This is a genomic window from Paenibacillus sp. FSL R5-0345, from assembly GCF_000758585.1.
Taxonomy (GTDB): Bacteria; Bacillota; Bacilli; order Paenibacillales; family Paenibacillaceae; genus Paenibacillus_AQ.
This window is the reverse complement of the sequence record NZ_CP009281.1, coordinates 5,357,755-5,369,917: the sequence shown is the minus strand read 5'-3', so window position 1 is coordinate 5,369,917 and position 12,163 is coordinate 5,357,755. Positions and strand designations below refer to the sequence as shown.

11 protein-coding genes are annotated in these 12,163 nt (G+C 33.0%); all 11 read left to right on the top strand.

Annotated features, from left to right (window positions below; genetic code table 11):
• Window positions 1–18 precede the first annotated feature (18 nt).
• The 11 genes from R50345_RS23760 (at window position 19) to R50345_RS23710 (ending at window position 12,088) form a co-directional block, all read left to right on the top strand.
• Window positions 19–1,851, top strand: coding sequence for a polysaccharide biosynthesis protein (locus tag R50345_RS23760; RefSeq protein WP_042130631.1), 1,833 nt, complete (start codon window positions 19–21; stop codon window positions 1,849–1,851).
• A 24-nt stretch (window positions 1,852–1,875) separates the two neighbouring features.
• Window positions 1,876–2,556: a hypothetical protein gene (locus R50345_RS23755; RefSeq protein ID WP_042130629.1), complete on the top strand. Its 681-nt coding sequence runs from the start codon at window positions 1,876–1,878 to the stop codon at window positions 2,554–2,556.
• A gap of 2 nt (window positions 2,557–2,558) precedes the next feature.
• Window positions 2,559–3,557 carry a copper amine oxidase N-terminal domain-containing protein gene (locus R50345_RS23750; protein ID WP_042130627.1) on the top strand — a complete coding sequence of 333 codons (999 nt, stop codon included), beginning with the start codon at window positions 2,559–2,561 and terminating at the stop codon, window positions 3,555–3,557.
• Between the two features lie 89 nt (window positions 3,558–3,646).
• Window positions 3,647–4,261, top strand: coding sequence for a sugar transferase (locus R50345_RS23745; RefSeq protein WP_042130625.1), 615 nt, complete (start codon window positions 3,647–3,649; stop codon window positions 4,259–4,261).
• Between the two features lie 142 nt (window positions 4,262–4,403).
• Window positions 4,404–5,255, top strand: coding sequence for an NAD-dependent epimerase/dehydratase family protein (locus R50345_RS23740; protein WP_042130623.1), 852 nt, complete (start codon window positions 4,404–4,406; stop codon window positions 5,253–5,255).
• Window positions 5,256–5,271: 16 nt separating this feature from the next.
• Window positions 5,272–6,117 carry a glycosyltransferase gene (locus R50345_RS23735; RefSeq protein ID WP_052414712.1) on the top strand — a complete coding sequence of 282 codons (846 nt, stop codon included), beginning with the start codon at window positions 5,272–5,274 and terminating at the stop codon, window positions 6,115–6,117.
• A gap of 67 nt (window positions 6,118–6,184) precedes the next feature.
• Window positions 6,185–7,192: a glycosyltransferase family 2 protein gene (locus R50345_RS23730; protein WP_042130620.1), complete on the top strand. Its 1,008-nt coding sequence runs from the start codon at window positions 6,185–6,187 to the stop codon at window positions 7,190–7,192.
• Between the two features lie 703 nt (window positions 7,193–7,895).
• Window positions 7,896–9,188, top strand: coding sequence for a hypothetical protein (locus R50345_RS23725; RefSeq protein WP_042130619.1), 1,293 nt, complete (start codon window positions 7,896–7,898; stop codon window positions 9,186–9,188).
• A gap of 74 nt (window positions 9,189–9,262) precedes the next feature.
• On the top strand, window positions 9,263–10,258 hold the full coding sequence (locus tag R50345_RS23720; protein WP_042130618.1) for a glycosyltransferase family 2 protein: 996 nt from the start codon (window positions 9,263–9,265) through the stop codon (window positions 10,256–10,258).
• A 16-nt stretch (window positions 10,259–10,274) separates the two neighbouring features.
• Complete coding sequence (locus R50345_RS23715) at window positions 10,275–11,276, top strand: glycosyltransferase (RefSeq protein WP_052414711.1); 1,002 nt, start codon at window positions 10,275–10,277, stop codon at window positions 11,274–11,276.
• Between the two features lie 65 nt (window positions 11,277–11,341).
• Window positions 11,342–12,088, top strand: a complete 747-nt coding sequence (locus R50345_RS23710; protein WP_042130616.1) for a glycosyltransferase family 32 protein — start codon at window positions 11,342–11,344, stop codon at window positions 12,086–12,088.
• The last annotated feature ends 75 nt before the right edge of the window (window positions 12,089–12,163 follow it).

Genomic DNA, 12,163 nt, shown 5'->3' with positions numbered 1-12,163 from the left:
TTTTTGGAGGTACTGAAAATGACAGCGAAATCTAGAGTAGTTCTTTTATTCTTTATTGACCTTGCAATCATCTGGTTCAGCATTATAACATCCTATTTGTTTCGGTATCCTAATCATCCTATTCAGGATTATGTTGTACAGATGCTGCAATTTGGTGTGATTGCAACGGTTGCATTCGGTGGAAGTCTGATCTATTTCGGTTTATATCGAAGAATGTGGCAATATGCAAGCATTGGTGAGATCATATCTGTTTCAAAAGCGATTGTAGTAGGGTCAATACTCTCATTTGCAGCAGCATATTTTATATTGCCAGAACGGGTACCTTTAGCAATAGAAGTTCGGACTATGGAGACTGTTCTTGTGTTAGTAGGTGGGATTCGATTCTTGTGGAGAGTGCTCCATAATGATCGAATCAATTATAAAGACACTCAGACCCATACACTTATTGTTGGTGCAGGCGATTGTGGAATACTAATTGCTCGGGAAATGATGGGTCCGTCTTTTGCTCATACGAAGCTGGTAGGTTTTATCGATGATAGTATCAATAAATATCATATGTCTATATTGGGTGTGCCCGTGTTAGGAAATCGTTACGCGATTCCTGCTATTGTGAAAGAACGGGAAATTCATGAGATTATTATCGCCATGCCTTCCGTTTCACGTACTGAAATCTCTGAAATTATTAATTTGGCGAAGAAGACAGGGGCCAAGCTAAAGATTATACCGGCGCTTAACGATCTGATCGCTGGAAAAATATCAGTAAAGAAATTGCGAGATGTTAGCGTTGAGGATTTACTAGGTCGTGAGCCGATTATAGCGGATTTGAACAGTATTCTAGGTTATGTACACCATAAGACTGTGTTAGTTACAGGGGCTGGTGGATCTATTGGTTCAGAACTTTGTCGGCAAATAGCTCCTTTTGGTCCAGACAAGTTAATGCTGCTTGGACACGGTGAGAACAGCATTTATACGATTGAGATGGAGCTGCGCAAGAAATATCCAGATCTGAATATTGTTACCGTAATCGCGGATGTGCAGGATCGCAGTCGGATGATGGACGTATTCAGTAGCAATCACCCACATGTTGTCTTTCATGCGGCAGCACATAAACACGTTCCATTGATGGAGCGAAATCCTTCGGAAGCCATTAAGAACAATGTCTTCGGTACAAGGAATGTTGCGGATTGCGCAGATAAGTATGGTGCGGAGAGATTTGTAATGATCTCTTCGGATAAAGCAGTTAACCCAACAAGTGTGATGGGTGCAACTAAGCGAATCGCTGAAATGTATGTGCAGAGTCTGCATACCACAAGTCAAACGAAGTTCTCTGCTGTGCGTTTTGGGAATGTGCTTGGCAGTCGCGGAAGTGTAATACCAGCTTTTAAACAGCAGATTGCTGCTGGTGGGCCAGTCACGGTTACTCATCCAGAAATGGTCCGTTATTTTATGACGATTCCAGAAGCGGTTCAGCTTGTAATCCAGTCTGGTTCTTTTGCCAAAGGCGGAGAAGTGTTCATTCTGGATATGGGAGAACCGGTTAAGATTCTAACATTAGCGGAAGATTTAATTACTCTCTCTGGTTATGAGCCTTATAGGGACATTGATATTCAGTTCTCCGGCATTCGTGAGGGCGAGAAATTATATGAAGAACTGTTAACAGATGAAGAGAATTTAGGTTCTACAGATCACGGAAGAATCTTTATCGGTAGACCTAATGTGATAAGTCTGAATCAGCTAGAACTGGAATTTAAACGCTTGGAACGTGTTCTCGCTGAAGAACCTGAAGTTATACGTGAAGTGATTAATCAGATTGTACCCATGCAGCCCGTTGCCCAAGTTGCTATCAGCTAATTTATTCATAAAGGGGATACTTGAATGTTCAACAAACGATGGAAAAAGATCCTTTTATGGACGCTGTCAATCATTGTAGTTCTAGGTGTTGGTGGATTGTTCGCTGCTAATTATGCTGTCGATAAGCTGATGAATTCTATGGTGGATGGTTTTGATCTGGAGTCTGAGGATCAAGTTAGTGGTGGTCAAGATCAAGGAACTGCACCCGAAGATACAATAGTAGATGGTAAAGTTGACCCTACAGCGTCTGCAACACCTGCTCCATCAACATATGATGATGGAAGCAAAAATACTGAGGAAACCGGAAAAGATACAACAGCTTCTACTACTAGTGAACCTACGAATGCTCCATCAACAGATTCGAAAGATACTTCTTCAGATGGATATACGGCACAGATCTCAACGGATAAAGCTAAAGAAATTCAAGAGAACGTAACGATGAAGGATAAAGCAGATGTAGCTGCTATTGTGCTCGGTCAACTAAGTGTATCTGATATCAACCGTCTAAAAGATCTAGCCAAGGGTGGCCTAACGCTTGATGAGAAGCGGGAAGCACGCAGTATCATCCTTGGTAAAGTTTCCGAAGAACAATACAATGAGCTTTCACAGGTTGCTAAGAAGTATGGCGTGAGTCAAGGGAAGACACGTGATCAAGTCCTTAAAGAAGAAGAACAATTAAAAGCGAAAGAAAAGGGAAGTGAATAATTATGTCTAAAGCAACGCTACCAGTCATAGCTCTATCGTTAATAGCTTCAATAGGGTTAGCACCCTTAACGGCATCCGCGCCTATTTCCGTATTAGCAGCGGCAGTACCTAGTGCAACAACTAAGACGGCAACAACTACGGTCAAAGTACAAAGTATGAACGTGAATATGATTTTTGATGGAGTGAGTATTGGGACCCCTGCAGGTCAATATGTATTCATGTACAACAATACAACTTATGTTCCATTACGCTTTATGTCATATGCCTTGCAAAAGAGTGTAGCTTGGGATGCTAAAAACGTTAAAGTTACTGTAGCAGAGCCTAGCAAATCAGAGCTAGTAGTGATTAAAGAGTACCTAATGAATGCAACCAAAGGAAATAGTGCTTCAGCAGTATCTAAGAATCTTGTACTCAACCAAGTGAAGGCAAGTTATGTATTTAACGGTGCAACTAAGGCATTACCTAATGGGCAATCCAGCTTTATTCTGAATGGCTCTTTATATGTCCCTCTACGTTTTTTATCGGAATCTGTAGGTCATAACATTAGCTGGGATCAGAAGACGAAAACCATTACAGCCGCTTCTAAGGCTTATCAAGAGCAAGGTGGCAAGAATTCATCTCCAGTAGCGACACCAGCACCAACGGATTCAACTGGTGCAGCTGGTGGTGGTTCAGCGGGAACTGGTAAAGTTTCTTATGAATCCATTACTAGTGAAACGGAAGCCAAGCTTGCTGAGCTTAGAAATCAAAGCGAATCGACTTTAATGAGCACTTTTGCAGAGTATCTTGGAGCAAAAGATGAGGCGAGTAAGCAAAGTATTAAGGCTAAAGGCGCACAACAATTATCCTCATTTAGTGCCAGCTTCAACAGTATAATAGCCGACACTGAACAAAAACTGAACAGTAACGGATATAGTACGGAGATTATTAGTCAGTATAGAAGTAAATTTGAAGCGACGCTTCAGTCAGGGAAAAATGCGGCTGAGGCAATGAAGAACTAAACAATATCACACGATCATCTCTATGTCTCTTGGACATAGAGATGATGTACATAGATAGAAAATAGCATCTTAAAGGATCAGGTGAATTTATGAGACCTTATGTTTACGTGAAACAAGCCATTGATTTTCTGCTGGCTTTAATCGGAATGTTAGTGTTATGGCCGGTTTTCTTGATCATCGCGATTACGATTAAGACAAGCTCAAAAGGCCCTATCTTATTTAAACAAAAACGATTAGGTAAAAATAAAACGGAATTCTACATCCTTAAATTTAGAACCATGCGAACGGACACTCCTGATGATATGCCAACTCATCTATTGAAGGATCCGGATTTCTTTATCACTAAAGTAGGTAAGTTCCTTAGAAAAACAAGCTTGGACGAACTACCTCAGATTATTAATATCCTCAAAGGTGAAATGAGTATCGTTGGACCTCGCCCTGCGTTGTGGAATCAGTATGATTTGATAGCTGAACGTGATAAGTACGGGGCAAATGATATCAAACCTGGACTGACTGGGTGGGCACAGATTAATGGTCGGGATGAATTGAATATTGAGGAAAAGGCAAAGTTAGATGGTGAATATACTCTTGCTATATCTTTAAAGCTAGATACTAAAGTATTCTATTTAACAATATTTAGTGTTCTGAAAAATGAAGGAGTTGTTGAGGGGAATAAACAATCAGAGATGAGATTATCTGAATAAATTGATGTAATGTAATAATAATCATTTGAACTTAATTAATGGTTTTTAAAGCAATTTTTGAGTTTCTATTTTAATAGAATGCTGTATGTATATAATTTATCGTAAATTTTAAAAATGTAAATTGATTCGGAGAACGCTATACATGAAGATACTTATTACAGGTGAAAAAAGCTATATTGGTAAGAAATTCGGATTATGGTTAAGTCAATGGCCAGAAGACTATGAAATTGATTTTATTCCAGTCAGGGATGAAAAATGGAGAGAGAAAGATTTCTCACAATTTGACGTTCTTTTTCATGTGGCTGCTCTAGTACATAGAAAAGAAAAGTCCTCAATGCATGATTTATACTACACTATAAATAAGGAACTGACGATTGAACTCTCAAAAAAAGCGAAAAAAGATGGAGTAAAACAATTTGTTTTTTTGAGTACTATGGCAGTCTACGGACTAGAAGGTAGCATGAAAAAAAATATTGTAATTAATAAAAATACTAAAGAAAATCCTAATACATTATATGGAGAAACTAAGCTTCAAGCAGAGAAAGAACTTTTAAAAATGGAAGATAATGACTATATAATTTCAATTATTAGACCGCCAATGATTTATGGACCGAACTGTCCAGGTAATTTCAAAAAATTGAAGCGCTTAGTTCTTGCTTCCCCTATTTTTCCGAAAATCAGAAGTAAGAGAAGTATGCTATATATAGATAATTTAAGTGATTTCATACGAGTTTTAATTAATAAAAAGAAATCTGGAGTTTTTCACCCACAGAATCCTGAGTATATTGATATTCAAGAGATGATAAAGGCAATTGCACTAAATAATAATAAAAAAATTTATCTCTCAGAGATACTTGCAAAAATGATTTTATTATTGCCTTCTTTAAAAATTGCTAACAAGCTATTTGGCTCACTAGTTTACGATTTTGAACTTACTGATACTGAGATAATTACTACTAGTGATTTTTTGGATACAATTAAAAAAAGTAACTAAATTAATGGAGACGAATATGGACGAGATGAAATACTCAGTTTTAATGTCGCTTTATTACAAGGAAAATGCATGTTATTTGCGTGAAAGTATAGATAGCATGCTTAATCAATCTCTTAAGCCTGATGAAATAATTATTGTTAAAGATGGTGAACTAACCTCTTCGCTTGAGGAAGTATTGAGTGAGTATGCAAATGAACCTTGTATTAAGATAGTTGCATTAAAAAAAAACTTAGGATTAGGAGAAGCGCTGAATATTGGTATGACTCATTGTAAAAATGAATTGATTGCTCGTATGGATACAGATGATATTTCTAGGAGAGATCGTTGCGAGAAACAAGTGAAAATGTTTATGGTAAATGAATTGCTTTCTGTAGTTAGTTGCTCTGTAATGGAGTTTGAAGAGGATATAAATCACATAAAGTCTATAAAGAGATTACCGATAACACATGAATCTATAGTTAAATTTGCAAAGAAGAGAAATCCATTCAATCATCCTGCGGTAATGTATAAAAAATCTGTAATTGATCTAGTGGGTGGATATAAACATTTTGAGTTGTTTGAGGATTATTATCTATGGGCACGGATTATTATGAATGGAGCCATCTGTGGCAATATTTATGAGCCATTACTTTATATGCGTGCGAACAAAGATATGTACAAAAGAAGAGGTGGATATTCTTACCTTAAGTGTATCATCAACTTTAAATGGCATCTTAAAAAACTAGGTTTTTATACATTATATGATTTTATAATCTCAGCAATAATGCAAGGTACGGTAGCAATGTTTCCAAATAGGTTAAGAATGATTTTTTATAAAAAATTTCTTAGAAATGATGATTTTAATAACCATTTAGTCAATTGAAATGAAATCAATCAAACGAGATATTACTATGTAGCTGATTTAATTTAAAGTTTTAAAGGAGTTATTTATGGATAATTACAATTCTGGAAATGAGTTAAAACCAACTATTACTGTCATTATACCTTGTTATAATGCGGAAACGACGATTGAACGAACCTTAGACTCTTTATCAAAGCAAACTTATCGTAGTTTTGAATTACTTATTATTAATGATGGTTCTAAAGATAACAGTAATAAAATAATAGAGTCTTATTTAAAAAATAGTAATTTCAATTATAGATATATTGATCAAAAGAATGCTGGAGTTAGTATAGCTCGTAATGTAGGATTAGCTAATGCTAGAGGGAGATTTATTACATTTCTTGATGCTGATGATATTTATCATCCATATTTTTTGGAGATTTTGAGCGAGGCCGTAACTATTGACGATATTGATACCGCTTATTGTTGCTATTCCAGAAATGTAGAGAAACTGTTAAATGATACTAGGGTTAAACCTGAAAGAAAAAATGTTCACAAAGACAGAAAAAGCTTAATGTTGAGTTTTATGTATAGAAGGGGACCTTGTGCATTTTTCTCATTTATATATAAAAAATCAATTTTAGAAAACAATAATATAACCTTCACTGAAAATTCAAAATATGGTGAGGACTTAGAATTCACTTGGAAATATTTAACCCACTGTGAAAAGGGTTCTTTTGTAGATATTCCTCTTTATGGTTACTATAATAACCCCACATCTGTAATGAATAATATTACATGGAGAGTAACTGATGCATTATGTTCTGTAAAAAGAGTAGAAGATTATTTGGAATTTAATAATATAGAATTCTATTATACATACCATAATTATATGTTTGACAGAACGCTGCTGGCGCTATTGAAAGATTTTTCTAAATTTGGACGAAGAGACTTATTTCTCAAGTTAATAACTAAGTTTGATACTAAAGATTCCATGAGGAGCTTAGTTAATAAGTCGCCAAATTATTTAGTCAAACTATCAGCTCTTATTTTTTGTATGAATCAAAAATTATTCTATCATATAATTAAAAAAATTCACCATAAGAGAACATAGATTTGTTTTTTTTAGAGGACTAGAGTTTTTATTGCTGTTTCCTTTGTTTATATCAAAAAATTGATACTGATCATAGCATAAAAAACAGTAAGGGATTAAGGGATTATTTGTCGAAGTTCACTGAACCCTTCGCAATGAATCTGGATGGTCTGTATGTAAAACTTAAATGATGAATGGGAACCGTCAAATCCTAGGTTATGAGTGTCAAAGAGAGCGAATGGTTGGAGAGATGTGCTAAATGAAATCTATAATTACCTACATAAAAAGTCCTACTGGATACATTAGGCTAACTATCAAGGTTGAAGTTCAGAAAGCATATTCGTAGGCCAGTACGTGTAGCACTTGTATAGTTCATAAAACAAGCTAAATATTCCCAAAAACTCGCAAACTTCTATAGCTGATGAACAGCTACCAATTTTAGGATGCGGTTGTGGAAATTATCTATATAGATTTAATTAATTACACAAACGCTTTGCGTAAACAGTATTTCTTGGATTTGGTGACTTAGAAGTCAAAAGAAATTGACTAAGAGGGATGAAAAACGCTATTCCTTGCTTGAGAACCATGAAAGCGAGCGACATAGCTCCTTTTACACTTAGCAGCTGCGATTGAACTGACTTACACAAACTTCTTGATACTGACTCGAGTTTTAATATTATAGAAAAACAAATATCCAGTTCATAGGTTAGGAGAAGTATTACATATGATGGTTATTAAAAATGAGTTTAAAAATATAACATTTTACATGTATTTATTTTGTTTTATTTTTGCTCCTCCTATTATTCCAAATATCAATTTTGTACTTATTGTATTTGCTTATTCGTTTTTTAAAATAATTACAAAATATAAAAAAGAAGTAAAAGATGTTTTTAGAAAAAGCAAACTGAATACATTTCTTAATTTAATAATAATTGCCTATCTCTATATTCTAGTTATTATATTGATAGGTGTTTTAATTGATCCAGTTAATTTTTCGAATTACATCAAAGTGATATACAGATTTTTTCTGATAACACCCGTAATTATCACATGTATTTTATATGTTATGTTGAGATGTAAAGAATTAAACTATGGGTTACATGAATTAATTAAAGCTCTTATTTTTGCTGGTTTATTTCAAGCAATTATCTCGATTTCAATGGCATTAATTCCTTCTGTAAAGGATTTTTTCGTCTCAATAATGTACTTAAATACTGGGGATACTACCACCCAAAATATCTGGCATTTTAAAAGAAGATATTTTGCCTTCTCACAAAATGTTTTGGATACATTTGGATATGGTACTGGCATTATATCAGTATTGCCGATTTTTTATGGTATATACAAAAGAAAATTTGTATATTTGCTATTAACTCCAATATTGTTAATAGTTCCTTTTCTTAATTCTAGAACGGGCTTAGTTATTGCTTGCATTGGTATTATATGTCTCATACCTAATGTTTTATTTTTAAGTAGCTTAAAAGAAAAAATGAAATTTATCTTAATAATCACTGGTCTGATATTTATTTCTTCAATTGCACTAAATTATTTAAATGAGATATTGCCTACTACAATGTCTTGGGTTAGTAATGGAGTTGATGATTTGTTGGCATTTTTTAACGGTCAAGATAACGGTACGGATTCTGTAAGTAAATTAACTAATACTATGTGGTTTTTTCCAGAGTCATTATTTTTAGTGTTTGGAACAGGTCATACAGTTTATGAAGCTACGGGATATAGTCATTCAGATATAGGTTACGTTAATGACTTATGGTTAGGTGGATTAATAGGAAGTCTACTTCTTTATATACCGTTTAATTATATGTTTCTCAAAGCATTTAGGAGTAAATATCATCAACTTGATAGAATTTTAGTAGTCTTTTTGTTAATTTCATTTTTTATTTCCAATATAAAGACTGTTATCATAAGTTACAATGTTGGAACAAGTGTTACAATGCTTTTGGCATTTTTTGTGATATTTAATGATCGAAACTATAAAGATAAGGGAATTGAGTGAGTCATTTAAATGGAGCATCAATTAAGAAGTTACTACTATGCAAATTGATATAGTGTCTTTGAAAGGAGCAGATTATGCCATTACTCAGCGTCATAATTCCTATCTATAATCTTGAGAAGTACTTAAGAGAGTGTATAGATAGTGTTTTAAATCAAAAAAAATTAGATATGGAAATAATTTTAATTGATGATGGTTCAACTGATGATAGTTTTATTATTTGTGAGGAATATGCAAATTTAGATAAAAGATTCAGAGTAATACACAAAGAAAATCAAGGACAGGCAGCAGCAAGAAATGATGGACTGAAACTAGCATCGGGAAAATATGTGGTGTTCTTAGATGGTGATGATTATTGGTTGGTGGACATATTAGATAATATTGTGAATAAAACAATAGGTAAACGAGATTTGGATATGGTGCTATTCAACTATTGCTGCTGCTCTGATCAAGAACGCAGTCTCCTTAGTAAAGGAGAACATGAATTAGAGTCATTCGATAATGATATATTGAACGGAAAAAAAATGATTGAAAGATTATTGAATGAAAATCCTAATTTCAATTGGTACCCTGTTTTATATATTATAAAAAGGGATTTATTAATAGATAATAGTTTATTTTTTGAGCACGGAATTGTATATGAAGACGTTGATTGGGTATATAAAATGATCTTAAAATGCAATACAGTAATGGTGAGTAAAGAAGTTTTATATTGTTATAGAAATCGACGTTTAGGTTCAACCAGTAATAATTACAAATATACGACTGAATATATGAAACTTAATGTTATTGAGAACAATATTAAATGGATAGAAAATAATATAATCGATATTAGACTTAAGAAATTATTATGTAATAACCTATCATGTATTTTTTATTCGGCTCTTATTGTGGTTAATCATATAGATAAAAATGATCGCAGTAAATTATTTGATAAAATTAATGAAACAGTGTGGGTATGCAAATATACAACTTCATCACAGCAAAAATTAATTTACAATTTCTCAAGAATATTAGGATTGAAAATTACTTGTAGAATTCTGTATATACGCTCGAAACTTAAAAAATATTAAATAAGTAGGTGAATTCATGGACATTATTCCTTTTTTTAGCATAATAATTCCGGTTTACAATGTAGAAAAATATTTATGTCAATGTATAGATAGTATTATCAAACAAGACTATAACAACATAGAGATTATATTAGTTGATGATGGTTCACCTGATTTGTGTCCTCAGATATGCGATGACTATGCATTTAAACATGAAAATATCAAAGTAATACATAAACAAAATGGTGGATTATCAGATGCCAGAAATGTTGGGATTTTAGAAGCGAAGGGACGATATTTAGTTTTTGTGGATAGTGACGATTGGCTAAATCATGATGCATTAAAGATTGCACAAAGAGCAATCGATAAATATTCAAATCCAGATGTTTTAATGAGTAGGATTAAAATTTACCAGGATGATACGAATGAAGAAACAGAATGTCTTTACTATTTTGACGAAGATGAATTAAATGTTAAAAGTGCAGCTGAAACCTATGAAATATGTACTGAATTACCAGGTTTTTGGGCAAGTGCTTGGATGTTTATTGTTAGAAGAGAATATCTACTTGAAAAAAACTTATTTTTTGTTAAAGGCTTACTGCATGAGGATGAGCAGTGGTCCCCAAAATTAATACTTAACAGTCGGACTATCGGGTTTAATAATCATTGTTTTTATTATGCAAGAAGTAATAGATTGGGTTCAATAACCTTTGACGTTAATATAAAGAGAGAATTAGATAAATTGTTGATTATAGATGATTTATACAACGAATCTAAAAAAAAACAATATGATGAAGCTGAAAAACTTGCATTAGTTAGAAGATGCAGTAGTATTTTTGTGGGAGTATTTTTATCTACATTTCAATATAAATCTATAAGTAAAGAACAATTTAATATACTTGTAGAAGGTTTAAAAACGAGAAGGTATGTACTTAAGTATGGTTTGGGAATGAAATATAAGATTTTATTTGTGATTTGTCTTACTTTAGGGACAAGAAATGCCGTATTAGTATTCAATAAAATAGGATTAATTGGATAAATTAATATTGTTTCGATTATAAAAAGTTTAACTAAATTAACTAAACCGTATAAGAGGAGATAAATATGATTCCAAAGATTATTCATTATTGTTGGTTTGGGAGAGCTGAGTTACCTCCTTTAGCAAAAAAATGCATAGCTAGTTGGAGAAAATTTTGTCCGGACTATGAAATAATTGAATGGAATGAGGATAACTTTGATATAAATACTAACAAATACATCAAGGAAGCCTATGAATCGAAAAAAATGGCTTTTATTACTGATTATGTTAGACTAAATGTTTTATTTGAATATGGTGGGATTTATATGGATACAGATGTAGAAGTTGTAGCTAATCTAGACCCATTTTTAAGACATAATGCATTTTCGGGTTTTGAAGATGTATGCTCAATTCCTACTGGTATAATAGGTGCACAAAAAGGTAATTTATGGTTGGAATATTTATTGACATATTATAAAGATAGAAGTTTCTTCTTGAAAAATGGTAATTTTGATTTAACTACAAATGTTGACATCATTACGGATATGACAAAAAAAAAATACGATATAACATTAAATAATACTATGCAATATACGAATGGCGACGTGCTTTTTTATCCAAAAGAGTATTTTTGTCCTAAAGACTTTACAACAGGAATTATCTCTACTACTGAAAAAACTTATGCGATTCATCACTTTGCTGGTTCTTGGAAGCCAAAGGATATAAAAATAAAAGAAAAAACAACAAGAATAATTAGAAGAAATTTAGGAGAAAAAGGTTTGCAAATAATATTGAACTTGAATAGAATTTTTTTTAAAAAAAATAAAATATAGTTTTATATAAAGCGAGTTTGAGATATTCAGAATAATCAGAGTAATGTGAATTATTTGTTGTTCTAGGTATTCCGA

What these genes read in the sequence shown, in the direction of transcription:
- R50345_RS23760 (WP_042130631.1), top strand. Translation starts at nt 19, where the DNA reads ATGACAGCGAAATCTAGAGTAGTTCTTTTATTCTTTATTGACCTTGCA.
- R50345_RS23755 (WP_042130629.1), top strand. Translation starts at nt 1,876, where the DNA reads ATGTTCAACAAACGATGGAAAAAGATCCTTTTATGGACGCTGTCAATC.
- R50345_RS23750 (WP_042130627.1), top strand. Translation starts at nt 2,559, where the DNA reads ATGTCTAAAGCAACGCTACCAGTCATAGCTCTATCGTTAATAGCTTCA.
- R50345_RS23745 (WP_042130625.1), top strand. Translation starts at nt 3,647, where the DNA reads ATGAGACCTTATGTTTACGTGAAACAAGCCATTGATTTTCTGCTGGCT.
- R50345_RS23740 (WP_042130623.1), top strand. Translation starts at nt 4,404, where the DNA reads ATGAAGATACTTATTACAGGTGAAAAAAGCTATATTGGTAAGAAATTC.
- R50345_RS23735 (WP_052414712.1), top strand. Translation starts at nt 5,272, where the DNA reads ATGGACGAGATGAAATACTCAGTTTTAATGTCGCTTTATTACAAGGAA.
- R50345_RS23730 (WP_042130620.1), top strand. Translation starts at nt 6,185, where the DNA reads ATGGATAATTACAATTCTGGAAATGAGTTAAAACCAACTATTACTGTC.
- R50345_RS23725 (WP_042130619.1), top strand. Translation starts at nt 7,896, where the DNA reads ATGATGGTTATTAAAAATGAGTTTAAAAATATAACATTTTACATGTAT.
- R50345_RS23720 (WP_042130618.1), top strand. Translation starts at nt 9,263, where the DNA reads ATGCCATTACTCAGCGTCATAATTCCTATCTATAATCTTGAGAAGTAC.
- R50345_RS23715 (WP_052414711.1), top strand. Translation starts at nt 10,275, where the DNA reads ATGGACATTATTCCTTTTTTTAGCATAATAATTCCGGTTTACAATGTA.
- R50345_RS23710 (WP_042130616.1), top strand. Translation starts at nt 11,342, where the DNA reads ATGATTCCAAAGATTATTCATTATTGTTGGTTTGGGAGAGCTGAGTTA.